Source organism: Lentzea sp., from assembly GCF_035525475.1.
GTDB lineage: Bacteria > Actinomycetota > Actinomycetes > Mycobacteriales > Pseudonocardiaceae > Lentzea.
Window position 1 is genome coordinate 1 of record NZ_DATLEC010000115.1, and the last position, 21,307, is coordinate 21,307.

A 21,307-nucleotide genomic window follows, 5' to 3' on the forward strand; every position below is an offset into this window, starting at 1 on the left:
GTGCCCAGGTTCGACGTGAAGATGATGACGGTGTTCTTGAAGTCCACCGTCCGGCCCTGACCGTCGGTCAGGCGGCCGTCCTCCAGAACCTGGAGCAGCGTGTTGTAGACCTCCTGGTGGGCCTTCTCGATCTCGTCGAAGAGCACGACGGAGAACGGCTTGCGGCGCACCTTCTCGGTGAGCTGGCCGCCCTCTTCGTAACCGACGTAACCGGGAGGGGCACCGAAGAGCCGCGACGCGGTGTACCGGTCGTGGAACTCACCCATGTCGATCTGGATGAGCGCGTCGTCCTCGCCGAACAGGAAGTTCGCGAGCGCCTTCGAGAGCTCGGTCTTACCGACACCGGACGGGCCGGCGAAGATGAACGAGCCGGAGGGGCGCTTCGGGTCCTTCAGACCGGCGCGGGTGCGGCGGATCGCCTGCGACACGGCCTTGACCGCGTCGACCTGGCCGATGATCCGCTTGTGCAGCTCGTCCTCCATGCGGAGCAGACGCGTGGTCTCCTCCTCGGTGAGCTTGAACACCGGGATGCCGGTCCAGTTGGCGAGGACCTCGGCGATCTGCTCGTCGTCGACCTCCGCGACGACGTCCAGGTCACCGTCCTTCCACTGCTTCTCCCGCTCGGCCTTCTGGCCCAGGAGCTGCTTCTCCGCGTCACGCAGCTTCGCCGCGCGCTCGAAGTCCTGCGCGTCGATCGCGGACTCCTTGTCGCGACGCACGTCCGCGATCTTCTCGTCGAACTCGCGCAGGTCTGGCGGCGCGGTCATCCGGCGGATGCGCATGCGGGCGCCCGCCTCGTCGATGAGGTCGATCGCCTTGTCCGGCAGGAACCGGTCGTTGATGTACCGGTCGGCCAGCGTGGCGGCGGCCACCAGCGCGGAGTCGGTGATCGAGACGCGGTGGTGCGCCTCGTACCGGTCGCGCAGGCCCTTGAGGATCTCGATGGTGTGCTCGAGCGACGGCTCGCCCACCTGGATCGGCTGGAAGCGGCGCTCCAGCGCGGGGTCCTTCTCGACGTGCTTGCGGTACTCGTCGAGCGTGGTGGCACCGATCGTCTGCAGCTCACCACGAGCCAGCATCGGCTTGAGGATCGAGGCCGCGTCGATAGCGCCCTCGGCGGCACCCGCGCCGACGAGCGTGTGGATCTCGTCGATGAACAGGATGATGTCGCCGCGCGTGCGGATCTCCTTGAGGACCTTCTTCAGGCGCTCCTCGAAGTCACCGCGGTAGCGCGAGCCCGCGACCAGCGAGCCCAGGTCGAGCGTGTAGAGCTGCTTGTCCTTGAGCGTCTCGGGCACCTCGCCCTTGACGACCATCTGCGCCAGCCCCTCGACGACGGCGGTCTTGCCGACGCCGGGCTCGCCGATGAGGACGGGGTTGTTCTTGGTGCGGCGGGACAGCACCTGCATGACCCGCTCGATCTCCTTGGCGCGACCGATGACCGGGTCGAGCTTGCCCTCCCGCGCCGAGGCGGTGAGGTTGCGCCCGAACTGGTCCAGCACCAGGGAGGACGACGGCGTGCCCTCGCCGCGACCGGTCGTCTCCGACGCGCCCTTCTCCGTCGAGTAACCGGACAGCAGCTGCAGCACCTGCTGACGCACCCTGTTGAGGTCGGCGCCGAGCTTCACGAGGACCTGCGCCGCGACGCCTTCGCCCTCGCGGATCAGGCCGAGCAGGATGTGCTCGGTGCCGATGTAGTTGTGGCCGAGCTGAAGCGCCTCGCGCAGCGAGAGCTCCAGGACCTTCTTCGCACGGGGGGTGAAGGGGATGTGTCCGCTCGGAGCCTGCTGGCCCTGGCCGATGATCTCCTCGACCTGCTGGCGGACGCCCTCCAGCGCAATCCCCAACGACTCGAGCGCCTTGGCGGCGACACCTTCACCCTCGTGGATCAGACCCAGGAGGATGTGCTCGGTGCCGATGTAGTTGTGGTTGAGCATCCGTGCCTCTTCTTGGGCAAGGACAACCACCCGCCTCGCGCGGTCGGTGAACCTTTCGAACATTCGCACTCCCTGACTGCTGCGTCGGCGGTCCTCGGCTCCACCGATCTACCCTGGTGAGCGCGGCACCGTGGCTCCACTGTAGTGGGCGGTACCGAGACCTGTGGTTCCCGTCAGCGGCCTGCCGCATCCGAAAAACCCTGACGTCTGCATCAACGCAGGTCGGGAGCGACGGATTCCACAGATCGGGCGATGTCCGCTGAGCGCGAACAACCCGCGGTCGAGCGATGCTCGTGTGACCGGGACCACCTGAACGAGCGCAACGAGGGCAACTCTGGGTAAGGTTAGGCAAGCCTCATACCCATGAGATTGGACTAGTGCGTTGACCGTACCGGCGAGGGTCTCACAGCAGAACCCGCGTGCGCTCACGCCTCTGGCCGAATCCATCGCGCGCCTGAACGCCGGCACGGACGTCCGCTTCGGCATGCAGCAGGACGACTGGACCATCTGCTCGGAACTGCTGGCCGAACCGTCCCGCTTCGACCTCTGGCGCAAGGACCTGGCCGAGTGGATGGCGGAGCAGCACGGCGAGTCCGACGACAGGGCCACGGCCGGCTACGTCATGGGCTGGTACCTGCACCAGCCGGGCTACCTGGCAGGCCTGCTCTTCCACACGGCCCGCAGAGTCCCGAGCCTCAAACCACGCGACATGGCCATCCACCTGGCAACGGACGGCCGCCCCCACCCGGACGGCATCGCACTGTTCTCGGACGAGTTCGCCTGCCTCCCGGACGACCCGGCGTCCAACCACCCGGCAGCGACGGTGGTGGCAGACGAAGCAGCCCTGGCCGGTCTGCTCCGTGCCCGCTACGCAGCCCACGCGGCCCAGTTCGTGGCCTCCTTCGGCCAGGTGGTCCGCTTCGGCCGCCGCCAGCTGTGGGCAGCGGCGACCGACATGCTGGAGTACGGCCCCTGGGCAGCGGGCCGAGTCTGCGGCGACGAGAACGGCGGCGTGACGGACGCGGCGCTGATCCTCCCGGAGAAGCTCGCCCCGTTCGTCTCGGCCTCGACCCTCCACTTCACACCGGAGGGCTGGAAGCGCAAGCGCAACAGCTGCTGCTTCCACTACGTGCTCCCCAACGCGGAGCCCTGCACGGCCTGCCCCCGCACCAACAGGAACTGACGCGAAGCCGAAGGCGAGCAGGCAGCTCTTTCCTCCGTGCGGCCGGGGACAGCGTTCTCCCAGGAAGAGCGCGCGACAGAAACCCGCCTACGGCAGCCGATGCCGAGACCCGACAGGCACGACCAACGGAGTGCCGGCCACAGGATCCTCGACAACCCGGGCATCCAACCCGAAGACCTCCAGCAACATCCGCTCGGTCAACACCTCCCCCGGCGCCCCCTGGGCAACGATCCGCCCATCCCGCATGGCGACGATGTGATCCGCATACCGGGCCGCGAGGTTCAGATCGTGCAGCACCATCACAACAGTGCGCCCGAGCGAAGCATGCAGTTCCTGAACCAGATCCAGCACGTCGATCTGATGAGCAAGATCAAGATAAGTGGTCGGCTCGTCCAGCAACAACAGATCGGTCCCCTGGGCCAGGGCCATCGAGATCCAGGCCCGCTGCCGCTGCCCACCGGACAGCTCGTCGACGGTCCGATCAGCGAGATCCAGAATCCCGGTCATCTCCAAAGCGGCGTCGACAGCCGCGGCATCCTCGGAAGACCACTGCCGGTACCAGGCCTGATGAGGATGCCGCCCCCGAGCGACAAGATCAGCCACGGTGAGCCCCTCAGGCGCGGAGGGAGCCTGCGGCAACATCCCCAGAACCCGAGCGACCTCACGAGTGGGCATCCGATCGATCGCCTTGCCGTCCAGCAGCACAGCACCGGACCGAGCAGGCAACAGCCGACCGAGAGCCTTCAGCAGAGTCGACTTCCCACACCCGTTGGGCCCGATCACAGCGGTGACGGTCCCCCCGACGACGGACAGGTCCAACGAGTCGACGACCAGCCGCTCGCCATAACCGACGGAAAGAGACGAAGCCTCAAGACGCACACTCATACCCGAGCCTCCCGGCGACTCCGAACCAGCAGGTACATCAGATAGGGCGCCCCGAGCACAGCCGTCACGACCCCGACCGGCAGCTCAGTGCGATAAACCGTCCGCGCCACCAGGTCCGACGACATGACCAGCACGCCACCGACCACGGCAGACCCGAACAACGGTGGCTGAGCGGTCCCGGCGAGACGCAACGCGATCTGCGGCGTGGCCAGCGCGACGAACGCGATCGGCCCGGCAGCGGCGGTGGCGACGGAAGCCAGCACGATCGCCACGATGATCAGAACCGATCGCGACCGGTTGACCCGCACCCCGAGCCCGCGCGAGGTCTGGTCGTCGAACTGCAACGCCCCGAGCACGTGCCCACCGACAAGAGCGACGGGGATCAGCACGACCAACGCCAGGGCAACGGGCACGACGTGCTCCCAGCCGCGCCCGTTCAGGGACCCGGCGATCCACACCATCGCCCGCCCGGCGTCCTGCACGTCGCCGACGGTCAGCAGGTAGTGCGTGAAGTTGCCGGCCACGGCGGTGATGCCGATGCCGACCAGCACCATCCGGAAGCCCTCGATCCCCTGCCGCCAGGCCAGCGCGTAGACGAGCAGGCCCGCGGTCAGCCCGCCGGCCAGCCCGGCCAGCGGGAGCCCGATGGACGCGGCCGACCCGGTCACCACCCCCAGCGACCCGCCGAAGGTGATCACCGAGACCGCTCCCGCGCCGGCTCCCCAGGTCACTCCGAGGATGTCCGGGGAGGCCAGCGGGTTGCGCACGATCGTCTGGAAGATCGCCCCCGACAGTCCGAGCGCGGCACCGACGAGCAGCCCGGTCAGGGCGCGCGGCATCCGCAGCTCCATCACCACGAACTGGTCGCGGCGCGTCCCGCCGCCGAGGAGCGTGTCGACGACCTGCGCCACCGTCAGCGGGAAGTCGCCGATCATGATGTCGACGACGAACACCGCGGCCAGCACCACCAGCGCGGCCGCCACGACCGTCATCGGCCGCGGACGCAGCCTGAACGAGGTCGCCCCCACCCGGAGCGCGGGCCTGGAGGCCGGCTTCCGAGCCGTCCCGAGCGCGGTCAAATCCTCACCAGCTTCTTGCGGCGCACCAGGTAGATGAAGAACGGCGCGCCGATCAGCGCGAGCATCACGCCGACCTCCACTTCGGACGGGCGGGCGACCACGCGGCCGACGACGTCCGCGAACAGCAGCAGGATCGCGCCGACGAGCGCCGAGAACGGCAGCAACCAGCGGTAGTCCGGGCCGGTGAACGCACGGGCCACGTGCGGCACCACCAGGCCGATGAACCCGATGGGCCCGCACGCCGCGACGGCGCCGCCCACCAGCAACGTGATCGCGAGGATGCCCAACGACCGGGTCGTCCCGACGCGCACGCCCAGCGACTTGGCCACGCCCTCGCCCAGCGACAGCGCGTTGAGCCCCGGCGCGTTGAACGCCGCCAGGACCAGGCCGACGAGCAGGAACGGCAGCACCTGCCCCAGCACCGTCAGGTCACGGCCGCCGACGCCGCCGACCTGCCAGAACCGGAACGCGTCGAGCGACTGCTGGTCGAGCAGCACGATCGCGGACACCAGGCCGTTCATCAGCGCGGAGACGGCGGCTCCTGCCAGCGCCAGCGTCACCGGTGACGGACCACCTCGCCCCGCAGACCCGAGCAGGAACACCACGACGCTCGCGATCATCGCGCCGGCGAAGGCGAACCAGATGTAGCCGACCAGCGAGCCCACGCCGAACAGGAAGATGGAGAGCACGACCGCCAGCGCCGCGCCGTGCGTGACGCCGAGGATGCCCGGATCCGCCAGCGGGTTGCGCGTGTGGCCCTGCATGAGGGCGCCGCCGACGCCCAGCGCGACGCCGACCGCGATGCCGATCAACGTCCGCGGGATCCGCAGCTCGCGGATCACCACGTCGTCCTCCGCACCGGTCGGCGTGAACAGGCCGTGCCAGACCGCGGACAACGCGATCTCCTTGGACCCGATCGCGATGCTCGCCAGTGCCACGACGACCAGCACGACCAGCAGGAAGAGCAGGCCGAACGACCTACGCCCCAAGGCCCACCCCTCCCAACTGCGGCTGAAGTCAGGTAAGCCTAACCGAAGCACGTGACCCCTCCGACGCGCAGGCGCGCGGTCCTGGTCACAACACGAGGAAGAACGGACGAGAAGACCGGCGCACGACAATCAAACACATGTGCGCTCAATATCGTTTGGACCAACGTGGTTCGCGCGGTTGCAGTTGCGCAGTCGCCCGAAAAGCACGAAGGGGTTCCGGGAAGATTCCCCGGAACCCCTTCGTGATTCAGCGAATTTCAGCCCTGCTGGTGGTACGCGTCGAGCACCTCGGCCGGGATGCGGCCCCGGTCGGACACCTTCATGCCCTGCTTGCGCGCCCACTCGCGAATGGCCTGGTTCTGCTCACGATCCGCCGATGCCGGACGCGCCTTCACAGCGGCCGGACGACCGGGACCAACGCGCTTGCGGCCACCCGCACGACGTGCACTTCCCACGAAGTCGGCCAACGCGTCGCGAAGTTTGCCCGCATTCCCCGAGGAAAGGTCGATCGTGTACGCCACACCATCCAGTCCGAACTCGACGGTCTCCTCCGCGGTGGAACCGTCCAGATCGTCGACGAGGGTCACCGTGACCTTCTGAGCCATGCGTATCCTCCAGGACCCCGAATGCGCGGTCACCCGCGTCGCCAACTAAAGCCTCTTGTCCGGCAGGTTAGCGCACGGGTGCCGCATTGCACCTATCGACATCCGGAAAGTTACTCATTCAGGGCGAACGAGCGGGAACAAGATGGTCTCCCGGATACCCAGGCCCGTGAGGGCCATCAGGAGGCGATCGATACCCATTCCGACGCCACCACTCGGTGGCATTCCGTACTCCAGTGATCGCAGAAAGTCTTCGTCGATCGGCATCGCCTCGTGGTCACCGGCCGCGCCGAGACGGGCCTGCGCTTCCAGCCGTTCCCGCTCGATCACGGGGTCCACCAGTTCGGAGTAACCCGTTCCCAGTTCGAATCCGCGGACGTACAGATCCCACTTTTCGGCGACACCCGGCTTGGTGCGGTGTTGCCTGGTGAGCGGGGACGTCTCCACCGGGTAGTCGCGCACGAACGTCGGCGCGTGCAGCTTGTCGGTCACGAGGTGCTCCCAGAGCTCCTCGACCAGCTTGCCGTGGCCGAACTTGGGGTTCACCTCAAGTTCGTGGCGGTCACAAAGCTTGCGCAGGACCTCGGCCGGCGTCTCCGGGGTGATTTCCTCACCGACCGCTTCGGACAACGACTCGTAGATGCTGAGCGTCGTCCATTCACCGGAGAGGTCGTACTCGCTGCCATCCGCCAGCGTCACGATCTGAGAACCCGTCACCGCTTCCGCGGCTTCCTGGATGAGCTCGCGCGTCAGCACCGCGTTCGAGTCGTACGTGGCGTAGGCCTCGTAGTACTCCAGCATCGAGAACTCGGGCGAATGCGACGAGTCCACACCTTCGTTGCGGAAGTTGCGGTTGATCTCGAACACCTTCTCGATGCCGCCGACGACGCAGCGCTTCAAGTACAGCTCCGGCGCGATGCGCAGGAACAGGTCGATGTCGAGCGCGTTCGAGTGCGTGATGAACGGACGCGCGCTCGCACCTCCCTGCAGCGTCTGCAACATCGGCGTCTCGACTTCGAGGAATCCGCGCCGGTGGAACGACTCGCGCAGAGAACGAACCACGTTCGCACGGGTCCGAACAGTGTCACGAGCGGTCGGCCGCAGGATCAGGTCGACGTATCGCTGACGAATGCGGGTTTCCTCGCCGAGTTCCTTGTGCGCGACCGGCAACGGGCGCAGCGACTTCGACGTCAGTTGCCACGCGTCGGCCATCACGGAAAGCTCTCCGCGGCGCGAGCTGATGACCTCGCCGTGCACGAAAACGTGGTCTCCGAGGTCGACGTCGGCCTTCCACTCGGAAAGGGCTTCCTCCCCCACACCGGCGAGGCTCAGCATCGCCTGGAGTTCGGTGCCGTCGCCTTCCCGCAACGTCGCGAAGCACAGCTTTCCGGTGTTGCGCAGGAACATGACCCTGCCGGTCACGCCGACGACCTGACCGGTCTGCGTGTCGGGCTCGAGTTCGGGATGGGCTTCGCGAATCTCGCGCAACGTGTGCGTGCGCGCGACTTCGACGGGATACGGCTCCTTACCGGAAGCGAGCAGCCGCGCACGCTTTTCCCGGCGCACGCGCATCTGCTCTGGCAGGTCTTCTTCGCTGGTCACAGGGTTTTGCTTCGGCTGCTCACTCACGCGGAGAAGGGTACGGAAGCCCACGGGGGTGCGGCGCACCGGATACCCCGGCGCAACGGCGACACCCTAAGTTGGGCGGATGGATCTACACGCGAGGCGAGCGGACTCGTTCGGCGCGCAGGCCGAGGCCTACGCCGAACACCGGCCTGACTATCCCGTGGCGGCGATCCGGTGGGCTCTGGAGCCACTGGGCACGACCGAGCACCTGGACGTGCTCGATCTGGCCGCCGGCACAGGAAAGCTGACCGCGGGCCTGTGCGCGGAAGGTCACCGCGTCACGGCCGTGGAGCCCAACGAGCAGATGCTGTCCGAGCTGGTGCGCCGTGTGCACGACGTGCGCGCACTGCCCGGACACGCCGAACACATCCCCGTTCCCGACAACACCATCGACGCCGTTTTCGTCGGCACCGCGCTGCACTGGTTCGACCAGGAGAAGGCACTGCCCGAGATCGCGCGCGTGCTGCGGCCGGGCGGCGTCCTGGCGGCCATGTGGCTCGAACCGGACACCGACGTCGACTGGGTGCGCGAGCTCGAGCAGGTGTCGGCGAGCACCGTCGAGTCGCGGCGGTACGAGCCGGTCGACATCATGCGGCACCCCCTGTTCTCGCCGGAGGAGCACGCCACGTTCCCGCACACCCACCGCAGGGACTCGCCCGAGGCGGTCGCGGCCTGGGTCAACACCCATTCGCGCCTGCTCGTCATCGACGACGAGGAGCACGCGGCGGTCAACGAGAAGATGCTCGAGTTCCTCCGCAGCCGCCAGGAGACGTCGAACGGACCGGTCGACGTCCCCCTGCGGGCCGAGGTGTTCCGGATGGTGCGCGCTAGCGAATAGCCGCCGGCATGTTGCGCTCGAAGACCATGCGCAACCCCAGCAGGGTCAGGTCGGGCACGTGGTGCGCGATCGTCGAGGACTCCGAGACCACCAGCGGCGCGAGGCCGCCGGTCGCGATCACCGTGACCGGGCCGGGGTCGGTCTGCCGGAGCTCCTCGGTGATCTTGCGCACCAGCCCGTCCACCTGGCCGACGAACCCGTAGACGATGCCGGACTGCAGGCACTCCACGGTGTTCTTGCCGATTACGTTGCGCGGCCTGACCAGCTCGACCTTGCGCAGCTGGGCGGCGCGCGAGGCGAGGGCGTCGACCGAGATCTCGATCCCCGGCGCCAGCGCCCCGCCGAGGAACTCGCCGCGCGACGAGATCACGTCGAGGTTCGTCGACGTGCCGAAGTCGACCACGATGCACGAGGTCGAGTAGAGGTGGTGCGCGGCCAGCGTGTTGATCACGCGGTCCGAGCCCACCTCCTTCGGGTTGTCGACGAGCAGCGGGACGCCGGTCTTCACTCCCGGCTCCACCAGGATCTTCGGCACCGCGTCGTAGTAGCGGCCGAGCATGACCCGCAGCTCGCGCAGCACCGCGGGCACGGTGGACAGCGCGGAGATGCCGGTGATCTTGTCGGCGTACTCGCCGAGCAGGCCGCGCATGGTCAGCGCGAGCTCGTCGGCGGTCATCCTGGCGTCGGTGCGCATCCGCCAGTCGCGCACGAGCGGGGCCGAGTCGCCGACCCCGTCGTACAGACCGAGCACGATGTTGGTGTTGCCGACGTCGATGGCGAGCAGCACGTTGCGCTTCCTTAGTTCTCGGCCTGGATCAACGCGTCCAGCGCTGTCGCTTCCACGGTCTCGGACGAAGGCGCGCTCGTGGAGCCGTTCACCAGACCGGAGCCCTCGGGCGCGTGCGCGGGGTCGGACCCGAGGTCGACGACCTTGTTGTCCGCGTCCACGAACACGACACGCGGCTGGTAGGTGCGCGACTCGGCGTCGTCCATCTGCCCGTAGGCGATCAGGATCACGATGTCGCCGGGGTGCACGAGGTGCGCCGCCGCACCGTTGATGCCCAGCACTCCGGTGCCGCGCTCGCCGGGGATGACGTAGGTCTCCAGGCGCGCGCCGTTGGTGACGTCGACGATGGCGACCTGTTCGCCCGCCAGCAGGTCGGCGGCCTCCATCAGGTCCTCGTCCACCGTCACCGAGCCGACGTAGTGCAGGTCCGCCTGCGTGACGGTGGCGCGGTGGATCTTGGACTTCAGCATCGTGCGGAACATGTCATTCCCCCTACTCGTCGCCTTCGCCGAGCAACACCGGGATGTTGTCGATCAGACGGGTGGAACCGACGCGGGCCGCGACCAGCAGCCGCGCGTCGCCGTTCTCCGGCGCGGGACCGAGGTCGGCCCCGCGCAGCTCCAGGTAGTCCAGCTCGACCTCCGGCACCTGCGCCAGCACGTCCTGCGCGGCCTTGAGGACCGCGTCGGCGCCCTGACCCGACACGTGGGCGCCGGCGGTCAGCGCGGCCGACAGCGTCACGGCGTGGTGGCGCTGCTCCGGGGTCAGGTAGGCGTTGCGCGACGACAGCGCCAGCCCGTCGTGCTCGCGGACGGTCGGCACGCCGACGACGTCCAGCGGGAAGTTGAGGTCGCGCGCCATCCTGTGGATGAGCTGCAGCTGCTGGTAGTCCTTCTGCCCGAACACCGCGTACGTGGGCTGCACGATGTTGAACAGCTTCGACACCACGGTCAGCACGCCCGCGAAGTGGCCGGGACGCGACGCGCCCTCCAGCTCGTCGCCCAGCGGGCCGGGGTGCACGGTGACCTGCGCCCCCGCGGGGTACATGTCCTCGACGGTCGGTGCGAAGACGATGCCGACGCGCTCCTCGCGGCAGATGTCCACATCGGAGGAGAACTGCCGCGGGTACTTCGCGAGGTCCTCGTTCGGCCCGAACTGCAACGGGTTCACGAAGATCGACACGACGACCACCGTGTTCTGCATGACCTGCGCCTCGCGGATCAGCTGGCGGTGACCCGCGTGCAGGGCGCCCATGGTGGGCACGAGCGCGACGTTGCGGCCGGCGTTGCGCAGGGCCCGGATCACCCGGTTGAGCCGCTGCGGGTCACGGTGCACCGTGACGTCGTCCGGGCGGTAGTCGTCCTTGGTCAGTGGCTTGGTCACGTCAGTCCTCGAGAGTGGTGCGAACGTCGTCGGCCGCGTCGGGCTTGAGCAGCCCGGAGTGCTCGGCCCTGTCTGCGGTGCGGCGGGCGAGCACGCGGTAGCTGGGGAGGGTCTCGGGTGCCTGCTGGGCGAGCACGTCGAGGTGCTTGCGCAAGGTACCCGTGTCACCGCGGGCGACAGGACCGGTGAGGGCCCGGTCGCCGTGGCGCAGCGCGTTGTCGAGCGCGGCGGACAGCAACGGGCCGAGCAGGCGTTCGGCGTTGGCGACGCCGGCGTTCGCGAGCAGGTCCGCCGCGTCGCGGACCAGGGTGATCAGGTGGTTCGCGCCGTGGGCCAGCGCGGAGTGGTAGAGCGGGCGGACGGCCTCGGGGACCCTGACCGGTTCGGCTTCCATCTCCACGACCAGCGCCTCGCCGACGCTCCACGCGACCTCGTCGCCGTCCGCGGCCGTCACACCGACGCACGCGGCGCGCATCCGCTGCAGGTCCTCCTCGCGGCCGGTGAAGGTCATCACCGGGTGCAGCGCGAGCGTGAGGGCGCCGAGCTCGGCGGCGGGCGCGAGGACGGCGACGCCCAGCGCGCCGCTGGTGTGGACGACGATCTGGCCCGCGCGCAGCGACTCCGTGGCGACGAGGCCCCTGACCAGGCCCGGCAGCTCGTCGTCCGGCACGGCCAGCAGCACGAGGTCGGCGCGCTTCGCGACCTCGGTGGGGTCTTCGATCCGAACGCCGGGCAGCAGCTCCTCCGCGCGGTTGCGGGAAGCCTGCGAGACGGCGGACGTGCCGACCACCACGTGGCCCGCTCTGGCCAGCGCGGCGCCCAGCACGGAGCCGACCCGGCCTGCCGAGATGACACCGACGGCGAGCCTGGCCGGACGTGGGGTCGCGTCCATGCGACTAACTCCTTCTGACGTTCCAGTCCCTGGTGCGGGTACCGGACGACGCCGCCGAGGGTAATCCGCTGTTCCCGGCGTGTGACCCGTCGGTGACAGGACTCACCGGCGGGCGGCCGCCCTCGCGGCGTGCAAGGCGTCGAGCAGCACCCCGTGGCGTTGCTCGGCGCTCTGGCCGGCCGTCCCCTGCTCGATGCGGTGGCGCAGGAAGGCCAGTTCGGTGACGGCGATCTGGTAGCTCCGCACGGACTTGGCCGCGGCGTCGCCGGACTTGCGCTTGACCGCCCGCAGCCAGTTCCTGCGGCCGTTGAGGCTCGCCAGCAGGGCCACCTCGCTGTTGGCGATCCACCGGTTCTGCGCCATCGCGGCGAGCTGCCCCGCCACGATCCGCTGCTCACGGCGCCGCTGCCACACCACGATCGCGACAGCGCCCGCGAACACCGGCACCATGATCAGGAAGTACAGGTTGATGAAGTCGGACCCGGTGCCGACGGTGGTCGAGAAGTTCCACAGCGAGTGCAGCCCGACGGCCGTGAGGTACCCGCCGATCGGCGCGAGCACACGGGTCGTGGCGTTGCTCGTGCTGGCCGCGATGCCGACACCGATGCCCGTCATGGCCGTGAACAGCGGATGCGCGAACGGCGACAGCACCCCTCGCAGCACGAACAGCGCGATCACGCCGCCGCCCATGCCCCCGAGCCCGTCGGCGAGGAAGACCCGCCCGAAGTACCAGATGTTCTCGGTGAACGCGAAGCCCGCGGCCGTGATGCCCGCGTAGACCATGCCGTCCACGACGCCGTCGAACTCGTGCCGCCGCCGCGCGAACACGGCGATCAGGAACACCGCCTTGGTCGCCTCCTCGACGATCGGCGCCCCGAGCACGGCGGTGAACGTCGTGCCGTCGTTGGTGAGCAGGTCGCCGAGCACGCGGCTGGTCTGGTTGAACGCGAGCGAGCTGATCGTCGCCCCGCACGCACCCCAGACGAACGCGAAGAGCAGCATCTTCGCCGGCTCCGGCTCCCACCGGTCGATCCACAGGAACGCGCTCACCACGAACGCGACGGGGATCAGCGCCGCGGCGGCACCCACGAGCAACGGCTCGATGCCGATGCTCGACGTGCCGAGCGCGAACAGCACGAGGCCCGCCGCCGCGAGCGCGATCAGCGCCACGACGGGGAACAGGACTGTCCAGCGGCGTTGCTCGATGCGCTTCTTCGTCGGCGTCGGCGTGAGGTCGGCGTCGGTCACGAGAAATGACCTTAGATGCACACTTGTCCGGTGTTCGACTGGGAAGCCGCTTGGCACGCCGCGCTGTACGGTCCCGATGGCTTCTTCACGCGCGGCGAGAAGCCGTTCTCGCACTTCCGCACGTCCCCGCTGGTCGGTCCGGAGCTGGCCGTCGCTCTCGTCGAGCTGCTGTCACGGGTGGACGCGGCGCTGGGTTTTCCCCCGGTCGTGGACTTCGTGGACGTCGGCGCCGGTGGCGGTGAGCTGGCTTTCGCGGTGCGTTCGCTGGCTTCGGGGTCGTTGGCCGCCCGTCTGCGCGTGACCGCTGTCGAGCTCGGTCCGCCCGTTCCGCTGCCCGGTGTTCGGTGGACCACGTCGATTCCGTCGTGTGTCGGGTTGCTGGTCGGGCACGAGTGGCTCGACTCGATCCCCTGTCCTGTGGTGACCGGGCCCTCCGCTGACCCGTGGATCACCCGGTGGTGGCCTTCGCTGGCCGCTGGTTCGCAGGCCGAGGTGGGGGCGCCCCGGGACTCGGCGTGGGCCGCGGCGGTGTCCTCGGTGCGCGGGGCGGCTGTGGCGATCGACTACGGGCACCTGGTGTCGTCGCGGCGGTTCACGTTGACCGGGTACCGGGACGGGCGTCAGGTGGAGCCTGTTTTCGACGGCTCCTGCGACATCACCGCGCACGTCGCCCTGGACGCCTGCGCGGCGGCCGCCGGTGGCGACTTCGTCCTGGTGTCGCAGCGGGACGCGTTGCGCGCGCTGGGGTTGAGCGGTTCGGTGTCCGGGTCCGGGTGGGACTGGCTGGAGTCGGCCGCGCGGGCAGGGCGGATCGCCGAGCTGCGCGATCCCGCCGGTCTCGGGTCGTTCGGCTGGCTGCTGCACGGGCGCGGGGTGGCTGTCGCCGACCTGCTGCCCGCGTTGCCGCCCTGGCGTCCGAATCCCGCCAGCTTTTCGGTGTCGTGACGACGATCGTTCCGGGCATGCGAATCCACACCGTGCCGCCGTCCGCCTCGCTCGCCGACCCCGGCCGTGAGTACCGCGCTTCCGAGCCCGGCGTGCCGTTGCGGTGCTGTCTGCGGAAGTCGCTGGCCGACGAGCCGGTGTGGCTGTTCCGCTACTCGCCTGCTTTCGGCAAGGGCCCGTACGCCGAGGTCGGTCCGGTGTTCACGCATGTGGACTGCGCGGCCGTACCTTCGTTGGATCGTCTCCCTGTTGAGTTGTTGAACAATCCCCGCATCCTTCGCTCCTACAACGCCGCAGGTCAGATCCACGACGGCGAGGTGGTGGAGCCGGGATCGTTCGATCGTGCCATCGAAGAATTGTTCAACAATCCCTCGATCGAGTCGGTCCAGGTCCGCAGCGTGTCGCACGGCTGCTTCTACTTCGCGATCACGAGGTCCTGAAAAGCCTCGCGGCCACACGGCACGGCCGTGTCCGGGCCGCCACGTCCGAGCCCCTTCCCGTGGCCGTGAAACCATGCTCGGGTGAGCGAGCAGATCACCGTCGGCGTAGGAGCAGGCGCCCAGTACCTGGGCGTGGACCGCGTGATCGACCTGGGCCCGTTGCACCCGTCGGCCCACGGCGCCTACCGTCTGCGCCTGACCGTCACCCCGGACCTGGCGATCACCGCGGCCGAGCCCCTCGTCGGGCACCTGCACCGCGGGGCCGAGAAGCTCTTCGAGGTGCGCGACTACCGCCAGGTCCTGACACTCGCCAACCGCCACGACTGGCTCTCCGCCTTCTGCAACGAGCTGGCCGTCGCCCTGGCCGTGGAGCGCATGACGGGCATGGACGTCCCGGCCCGCGCCCAATGGCTGCGCGTGCTGCTGTGCGAGCTCAACCGGCTGATGGCGCACATGGTCTTCCTGACGCCGTTGTCCCCCAACGCCGCCACGTACCGCGAAGGCGTCCAGTCGCTGATGGAGGAGGCCTCGGGCGGCCGGATCCACTTCATGTTCAACAGGATCGGCGGCCTGCGCGAGGACGTGCCGGCTGGCTGGACGGACAGGGTCGCCGACTTCCTGTCCACTGTGGACGTAGAGCGGCTGGAGGTCGACTTCGCCAGGCTCGAGGGGCTGGGCGTCCTGAGCAAGGACGACGCGCTGGCCTACGGCGTCACCGGACCGATCGGCCGGGCCAGCGGCGTGGACTTCGACCTGCGGCGCGACGATCCGCTGCCCGCCTACAGGTCCCTGGACCTCGCCCCCGTCGTCCGGACCGAGGGCGATGCGGCGGCACGGGTGCGGTGTCTGCTGGACGAGGTGCGGCTGTCGGTGACGCTGGCAGGCGCCTGCCTGCGGCAGCTGCCGGGCGGACCGGTGAACGTCCGGCTTCCCAAGGCCATCAAGGCACCCGAGGGTTCGGTCTACACGCGCGTCGAGGCTCCGTTGGGCACCTCGGGGGTGCACCTGTCGTCACGCGGCGAGAAGACGCCGTGGCGGTTGAAGTTGCGGACGCCGTCGTTCAACAACGTCCAGGCCCTGTCGGCTTTGCTGCCCGGCACGAAGGTGGACGACCTGCCGGGCGTGCTGGGCTCGTTCGCCGTCATCGTCGGCGACATCGACAAGTAGCCAGTCCTCCCGGCGGCGACGGCGACGGGGCGCCTAGTCATCCCGGCGGCGACGGCGACGGGGCGCATCTCCCCCGCCGAGCGAGGCCAGCAGTTCGCTCACCGACTTGCCGTCCGCGTGCGCACCCGACGGGTCCTCCGCCGCCGCGCGGCGGCCGGTCGACACCGCGGGCAGGCGGGTGGACGAGTCCTCGGCGACGCGGCGGCCGGAGACCGGGGCGTCGTCCGCGGCGGAACGGCGGCCCGTCGGGACCACCGGCAGGCGGGCCGACGACTGCTCGGAGGCGCGGCGGCCCACGGGGGGCAGCGACACGAGCGAGTCCTCGGACTTCGTGCGGCGGGACGGGGTGTCCTCGGAACGCCTGCGGCCGCCGGAGACGGGGGCCGCCGGGCTGTCCGGCTTCAGCGTCTCCCACGAACCGCTGTCCTGCACCGGAGCCGGGGCCGGCGTCGCGGCCGGGCGGTCGTCGGCACGGCGGCGGCCACCGCCGGTCTGCTGCAACGACTTCGGGTCGATCATCTCGGTCCGCTCGGCCACGCGGGACCGGGGCGGCTCCTGCTTGCGGGGCGACTCGGGCTTGCGCTGCTCCACCGGCTTCACCACGGGCTTCGGGGGCTGCTCCGGCCTCTGCAGCGCCTCGGTGCGGTTCTGCTGGGGCTGCTGCTGCTGGGCAGGCGGGCGCTGCACGCGTTCCGTGCGCTGCACCTGCGCCTGGACGGGCGGGGCCTTCACGGTGGGCGGCGGGGCGGCCGGGGGCTTGGTGCCGCCGAGCCTCGCCGAGACCGCCGCGGCGGCGGAGGCGCGGGGCTGCGGGCGGGCCGGTTCCTGCTTCGCCGCCTTCACGGGCTCGCGGCGGACCGCGGCGGGCTGCGGGCGCGGGGAGTTGCGCGTCGGCTCCGGGCGGACCGGCTCGGGACGCGCGGGCTCGCGGCGCGGCGGCTGCACCTTGGCGTCGTGGGCGACGCGTTCGATCAGCTCGGTGCGCTCGGACGGCTTCTCCGCCGGCACCGACGACGACGAGATCGCGTTGATGATCCGCTTCTCGTGGCCGGAGGTCAGGCGGGCCGAGTCCGAGGCGAGCGAGCGCAGACGGGTCGACTCGGCGCGCAGCGCGACGCGTTCGACGAGGACGTCACCGCCCAGCAACGCCTGCAGGTTGTCCCGCAGGGCGTGCAGGTCGGCGCGCAACGCCTCGATGTCCGCGCGGGACTCCTCCTCGATGCGCTTGCGCGTCTCGGCCTCGATCTCCAGCTCGTACTCGCGGCGGGCCGCGACCTCGCGCTCGAGCTCCAGCTCGTAGACGGACTGGAGGTCGGCCACCTCGTCGTCACGCTCGGTGACCTGGCGGCGGTACCTGGCAGCCAGGAAAGCACCCACCAGCGCCGCCCACAAAGCGGCGACCACGGCCAGACGCAGCATGCGGGCGCTGTCGCTCAGCACGAGCACCGCCGCGGCCACGAGGGCGAGCGCCAATGCCGCTACTAGGAGCAACCGCCCGGAGCCACGACCGTGATCTTCCTGCTCGTCGTCGTTCGACGCGCCTCGCCCGGTCATGGGCACTACGGTACCGCGTAGTTATGGGACTGAGACCTACGGCCGGGTATCTATTCGTTCCCGGAACTCTCGGTGGGCGTCTTGCAGCAGTGCTCCAGCCACAGCGCCGCCGCCGCCAGGAGCAGTGCCGAGATCATCCCGACGACCGCTGCCACCAGGTCGTTCGAGGCAGCGGGAAACGAGTCGCGGACGGGGATCACGAAGATCAGCAACCCGGCCCAGGCGCCGAACATCAAAGCGCCCAAAACGGACGAAGCCTTTGCCAATGCGACTGCTCGGGCGGCGGTCAGCGGCTGCACCGGGCGCGCGCCCGGCCGGCGCTGGATCCTGGCGCGCAACGAGAACGCGAGCACGACCTCCACGACCGCGATGACGACCAGCGTCGATCCGGCCAGGACGGGCAGCGGCGGCAACGTGTCGTACGAGAGCCGCAGCAGCAGGTGCGCCAGGATCCCGGCGATGATCGCGACGGCCGCCAGGTCACGGGAACGGGTGAACCTCACGAGTCCATCCAACCCGAAAGCACGAGATCGTCGCGCCGCCGCACACCGTCCGAAGAGAACTCCAGCCCCGCAACGGGTCCGTGGCCCGGAAGAACGGCATCCGGCTCCACGTCGAGCCACGGGATCAGAACAGTCGCGCGCTCAAACGCCCCAGGATGCGGCAGAAGCAGCTCCGGGTGGTCCGACGTCACCCCGTCCACCGAAACGACGTCCACGTCCAACGTGCGCGGTCCCCAGCGCTCCTCCCGCACGCGTCCGGCGGCGTTCTCCAGCTCCTGGCCGCGGCGCAGCCAGCCCCACTCGTCGATCCCCTCGCCCGAGACGACCACGACGGCGTTCAGGAAGTCCGGCTGGTCCTCGACGCCCCACGCCGCCGTCTCGTACACGGGCGACACCGCGACGACGAACGGCCGCAACCCGTCCACCGCGGACCGCAGGAACGCGAGGCGGTCACCGAGGTTCGAACCGATCGAGAGAACCGCGCGAGTCACCGGGATTCCCTGGGAGGCGACGGCGCGGCCAGACGACGGGAACGGCGGATCGTCACCGACACGTCGTCGAACGTCAGCGGGATCGGCGCGGACGGCTTGTGCACCGTCACCTCGACCGCGTGCAGCCGCGAGTCCGCCATCGCGGCGTCGGCGATCTTGCCCGCCACCGTCTCGATGAGGTCGCACGGCTCGCCGCCGATGATCGCCGCGGCCATCTCGGCGAGCTCGCCGTAGTGGTAGGTCTCCTCGAGGTCGTCCGTGCGGGACGCGGCGCTCAGGTCCAGCCAGAGCGTGACGTCCACGACGAACTCCTGCCCGTCGCGCTTCTCGTGCTCGAAAACGCCGTGGTTGCCCCGGACCCGCAGGCCCGTCAACGCGATCCGGTCAGCCATGTCCCCGCCTCCACGCACCGGCGACGGCGACCGCGTCCAGCGTCCGGCCGACGTCGTGCACACGAACACCCCACGCCCCGTTGAACGCGGCCAGCGCGGACACCGCCGCGGACGCGTCCTCCCTGCCGTCCGGTGGACGGTTGCCGAGCAGCGTGCCGAGGAACCGCTTGCGCGACGCCCCCACCAGCACCGGGAAGCCCAGCTCGACCAGTTCGTCGAGGCGCTGCAACAACTCCCAGTTGTGGTCGCCGAGCTTCGCGAAGCCCAGACCGGGGTCGAGCACGATCGACGACTCCGCGACGCCCGCGGCCATCGCCGTCTCGACGCGCTCCAGCAACTCGGTCCGCACGTCCATCACGACGTCGTCGTAGCGCGCGAGGGAGTCCATCTCCGTGCTGTGCCCACGCCAGTGCATCAGCACGTACGGCACACCGGCGGCAGCGACGACCTTCGCCATCTCCTGGTCGGCCAGGCCGCCGGACACGTCGTTCACGATCGACGCGCCCGCCTCCAGCGCCGCAGCCGCGACGGCCGCGCGCATCGTGTCCACGCTGACCGGCACGCCATCGGAGACCAGCGCGCGGATCACTGGCACGACGCGGGCGATCTCCTCGGCGGGGTCGACACGTTCGGCGCCGGGCCTCGTCGACTCGCCACCGACGTCGATCAGGTCGGCGCCGCGCTCGAACATCTCGACGCCGTGCGCCACCGCGTCACGCCGGTCGAGGTAGCGCCCGCCGTCCGAGAACGAGTCCGGCGTCACGTTGAGCACGCCCATCACGACGCAGCGGCCGGGGCGGGGCAGACCGCTCACCGCGTCCGGCCCTTGATCAGCTCGATCGCCTCGGCCCGCGTGGACGCGGACGTGCGCAGCAACCCGCGCACCGCCGAGGTCGTCGTGCGCGAACCGGGCTTGCGCACGCCGCGCATGCCCATGCACAGGTGTTCCGCCTCGACCACGACGATCACGCCGCGCGGCTCCAGCTTGCGCACCAGCGCGTTCGCGACCTGCGACGTCAGCCGCTCCTGCACCTGAGGCCGCTTCGAGTAGAGGTCGACCAGCCGCGCGAGCTTCGACAGCCCCGTCACGCGGCCGCGCTCGTTCGGGATGTACCCGACGTGCGCGACGCCGTGGAACGGCAGCAGGTGGTGCTCGCAGAAGCTGAACATCGGGATGTCCGTGACGAGGACGAGCTCCTCGTGGCTCTCGTCGAACGTCTTCGCCAGCACGGTGTCCGCGTCGGTGTAGAGACCCGCGAACAACTCCCGGTACGCCCGCGCCACCCGTGCGGGTGTCTCGCGCAGGCCCTCGCGCTCCGGGTCCTCACCGCACGCGATCAGCAGCTCGCGCACCGCAGCCTCGGCGCGTGCCTGGTCGAAGACCCGCCGCGCGGAGACGCCGGCCTCCCCGTTGCGGGTGAGGCCGGCGTCTCCGTCGAGCTGGTGTTGCTCGGTCACTGCCGCTCGTCCTGGTCGGACTGCGGCTTCTTGGGCTCCCAGACGTTGTGCGGCTTGCCGCCGGGAACGGTCGCCGGGGTCCATCCGGGCGGGGCGCCGTAGTTCGGCGGGCCCGCCTGGTTGTTCGGCTGTCCCGGCTGGTGCGCTCCGTTGGTCCCGTTCGTCGACGGCAGCTGCTCGGTCGGCTCCGCGGCGGCGGAGGCCTCCTCCTGCTGCAGCTCCTCCTGGATGGAGTCCTCGACGACCGGCGGCCACGGCTCGCCGCGTTCCTTGGCGAGCTCACCGGGGGTCTTGATCGGCGGGATGTCGGACGGCGTGCGGTCACCGAAGTCGTTGAACTGGGTGATGCGCGGCCGCTTCTCGACCCTCGCGAAGATCCGCTCCAGTTCCTTCTGGTGCAGGGTCTCCTTCTCGATCAGCTCGAGCGTGAGGTCGTCGAGGACGTCGCGGTAGGTGACCAGCACCTCGTACGCCTCGGTGTGCGCGGCCTCGATGAGCTTGCGCACCTCCTCGTCGATCTCGTGCGCGACCTCGAGCGAGTAGTCCGCCTGACGGCCCGCCGAGCGGCCGAGGAACGGCTCGCCCTGCTCCTGGCCGTACTTGACCGCACCGAGCTTCGCGCTCATGCCGTACTCGGTGACCATCGCGCGGGCGATCTTGGTCGCCTGCTCGATGTCGTTGGACGCACCCGTCGTGGGCTCGTGGAAGACGAGCTCCTCCGCGGAACGGCCGCCCAGTGCGAACACCAGTCGCGCGATCATCTCGGACCTGGTCATCAGGTCCTTGTCCTCTTCCGGCACCGAGAGGGTGTGGCCGCCGGTGCGGCCGCGGGCGAGGATCGTGACCTTGTAGACCGGGTCGATGTCCGGCATGGCCCACGCGGCCAGGGCGTGCCCGGCCTCGTGGTA

At 69.7% G+C, this 21,307-nt stretch carries 22 protein-coding genes and 1 pseudogene; 5 read left to right on the forward strand and 18 right to left on the reverse strand.

Translation table 11 applies throughout. From position 1 onward, the window contains the following. The coding region (locus VM306_RS20105) for an ATP-dependent Clp protease ATP-binding subunit (RefSeq protein WP_325517223.1) at positions 1-2,000 on the reverse strand (2,000 nt) is incomplete at its 3' end. A 319-nt stretch (positions 2,001-2,319) separates the two neighbouring features. On the opposite strand from VM306_RS20105, the gene VM306_RS20110 reads away from it, so the two are divergent. Further along, positions 2,320-3,120 carry a (2Fe-2S)-binding protein gene (locus VM306_RS20110; RefSeq protein ID WP_325517226.1) on the forward strand — a complete coding sequence of 267 codons (801 nt, stop codon included), beginning with the start codon at positions 2,320-2,322 and terminating at the stop codon, positions 3,118-3,120. An 87-nt stretch (positions 3,121-3,207) separates the two neighbouring features. On the opposite strand, the gene VM306_RS20115 is transcribed toward VM306_RS20110, so the two are convergent. From VM306_RS20115 to lysS, 5 genes are all read right to left on the reverse strand, one after another. Beyond that, positions 3,208-4,005 (reverse strand): ABC transporter ATP-binding protein, encoded by a 798-nt coding sequence (locus VM306_RS20115; RefSeq protein ID WP_325517230.1) that lies wholly within the window; start codon positions 4,003-4,005, stop codon positions 3,208-3,210. Continuing rightward, complete coding sequence (locus VM306_RS20120) at positions 4,002-4,997, reverse strand: FecCD family ABC transporter permease (RefSeq protein ID WP_325517233.1); 996 nt, start codon at positions 4,995-4,997, stop codon at positions 4,002-4,004. The genes VM306_RS20115 and VM306_RS20120 overlap by 4 nt, the downstream gene beginning before the upstream one ends. 83 nt (positions 4,998-5,080) lie before the next feature. Then, positions 5,081-6,073: an iron ABC transporter permease gene (locus tag VM306_RS20125; protein ID WP_325517235.1), complete on the reverse strand. Its 993-nt coding sequence runs from the start codon at positions 6,071-6,073 to the stop codon at positions 5,081-5,083. Between the two features lie 257 nt (positions 6,074-6,330). Further along, positions 6,331-6,678, reverse strand: coding sequence for an Lsr2 family protein (locus VM306_RS20130; RefSeq protein ID WP_325517237.1), 348 nt, complete (start codon positions 6,676-6,678; stop codon positions 6,331-6,333). 114 nt (positions 6,679-6,792) lie between these two features. Further along, entirely contained in the window at positions 6,793-8,247 is a 1,455-nt protein-coding gene (gene lysS / locus VM306_RS20135; protein WP_325517273.1) for a lysine--tRNA ligase, read from the reverse strand. A gap of 136 nt (positions 8,248-8,383) precedes the next feature. On the opposite strand from lysS, the gene VM306_RS20140 reads away from it, so the two are divergent. Next, complete coding sequence (locus VM306_RS20140) at positions 8,384-9,139, forward strand: class I SAM-dependent methyltransferase (protein WP_325517241.1); 756 nt, start codon at positions 8,384-8,386, stop codon at positions 9,137-9,139. On the opposite strand, the gene VM306_RS20145 is transcribed toward VM306_RS20140, so the two are convergent. From VM306_RS20145 to VM306_RS20165, 5 genes are all read right to left on the reverse strand, one after another. After that, a complete protein-coding gene (locus VM306_RS20145) occupies positions 9,129-9,926 on the reverse strand; it encodes a type III pantothenate kinase (RefSeq protein ID WP_325517243.1) in 798 nt (265 codons plus the stop codon). The genes VM306_RS20140 and VM306_RS20145 overlap by 11 nt on opposite strands. 11 nt (positions 9,927-9,937) lie before the next feature. Further along, complete coding sequence (gene panD, locus VM306_RS20150) at positions 9,938-10,408, reverse strand: aspartate 1-decarboxylase (RefSeq protein ID WP_266044007.1); 471 nt, start codon at positions 10,406-10,408, stop codon at positions 9,938-9,940. Positions 10,409-10,418: 10 nt separating this feature from the next. Continuing rightward, positions 10,419-11,309, reverse strand: coding sequence for a pantoate--beta-alanine ligase (gene panC / locus VM306_RS20155; protein ID WP_325517249.1), 891 nt, complete (start codon positions 11,307-11,309; stop codon positions 10,419-10,421). Position 11,310: 1 nt separating this feature from the next. Beyond that, a complete protein-coding gene (locus VM306_RS20160; protein WP_325517252.1) occupies positions 11,311-12,201 on the reverse strand; it encodes a Rossmann-like and DUF2520 domain-containing protein in 891 nt (296 codons plus the stop codon). A 102-nt stretch (positions 12,202-12,303) separates the two neighbouring features. Then, on the reverse strand, positions 12,304-13,449 hold the full coding sequence (locus tag VM306_RS20165) for a PrsW family intramembrane metalloprotease (RefSeq protein ID WP_325517254.1): 1,146 nt from the start codon (positions 13,447-13,449) through the stop codon (positions 12,304-12,306). Between the two features lie 30 nt (positions 13,450-13,479). Between VM306_RS20165 and VM306_RS20170 the strand changes: the two genes are divergently transcribed. The 3 genes from VM306_RS20170 (at position 13,480) to VM306_RS20180 (ending at position 16,001) form a co-directional block, all read left to right on the forward strand. Then, the gene (locus tag VM306_RS20170) at positions 13,480-14,394 is read left to right on the forward strand and encodes an SAM-dependent methyltransferase (RefSeq protein WP_325517256.1); all 915 of its coding nucleotides are present in this window, start codon (positions 13,480-13,482) and stop codon (positions 14,392-14,394) included. Positions 14,395-14,411: 17 nt separating this feature from the next. Then, the gene (locus VM306_RS20175; RefSeq protein WP_325517259.1) at positions 14,412-14,834 is read left to right on the forward strand and encodes a DUF1203 domain-containing protein; all 423 of its coding nucleotides are present in this window, start codon (positions 14,412-14,414) and stop codon (positions 14,832-14,834) included. Positions 14,835-14,915: 81 nt separating this feature from the next. After that, the gene (locus VM306_RS20180) at positions 14,916-16,001 is read left to right on the forward strand and encodes an NADH-quinone oxidoreductase subunit D (RefSeq protein WP_325517261.1); all 1,086 of its coding nucleotides are present in this window, start codon (positions 14,916-14,918) and stop codon (positions 15,999-16,001) included. Between the two features lie 33 nt (positions 16,002-16,034). Here VM306_RS20180 and VM306_RS20185 read toward each other — a convergent pair whose 3' ends face one another. The 7 genes and pseudogenes from VM306_RS20185 to VM306_RS20215 form a co-directional block, all read right to left on the reverse strand. Beyond that, positions 16,035-17,555, reverse strand: coding sequence for a DUF6779 domain-containing protein (locus VM306_RS20185; protein WP_325517263.1), 1,521 nt, complete (start codon positions 17,553-17,555; stop codon positions 16,035-16,037). 50 nt (positions 17,556-17,605) lie between these two features. Continuing rightward, the gene (locus tag VM306_RS20190; protein WP_325517265.1) at positions 17,606-18,058 is read right to left on the reverse strand and encodes a DUF3180 domain-containing protein; all 453 of its coding nucleotides are present in this window, start codon (positions 18,056-18,058) and stop codon (positions 17,606-17,608) included. After that, the gene (folK, locus tag VM306_RS20195) at positions 18,055-18,549 is read right to left on the reverse strand and encodes a 2-amino-4-hydroxy-6-hydroxymethyldihydropteridine diphosphokinase (RefSeq protein ID WP_325517267.1); all 495 of its coding nucleotides are present in this window, start codon (positions 18,547-18,549) and stop codon (positions 18,055-18,057) included. The genes VM306_RS20190 and folK overlap by 4 nt, the downstream gene beginning before the upstream one ends. Continuing rightward, a complete protein-coding gene (gene folB / locus VM306_RS20200) occupies positions 18,546-18,941 on the reverse strand; it encodes a dihydroneopterin aldolase (protein ID WP_325517269.1) in 396 nt (131 codons plus the stop codon). The genes folK and folB overlap by 4 nt, the downstream gene beginning before the upstream one ends. Beyond that, positions 18,934-19,719 (reverse strand): dihydropteroate synthase, encoded by a 786-nt coding sequence (gene folP / locus VM306_RS20205; protein ID WP_325517275.1) that lies wholly within the window; start codon positions 19,717-19,719, stop codon positions 18,934-18,936. The genes folB and folP overlap by 8 nt, the downstream gene beginning before the upstream one ends. Before the next feature lie 32 nt (positions 19,720-19,751). Continuing rightward, complete coding sequence (gene folE / locus VM306_RS20210; protein WP_325517271.1) at positions 19,752-20,399, reverse strand: GTP cyclohydrolase I FolE; 648 nt, start codon at positions 20,397-20,399, stop codon at positions 19,752-19,754. Then, positions 20,396-21,307: pseudogene (locus VM306_RS20215) on the reverse strand (cell division protein FtsH); the annotation flags it as partial. The gene folE and the pseudogene VM306_RS20215, both read right to left, overlap by 4 nt.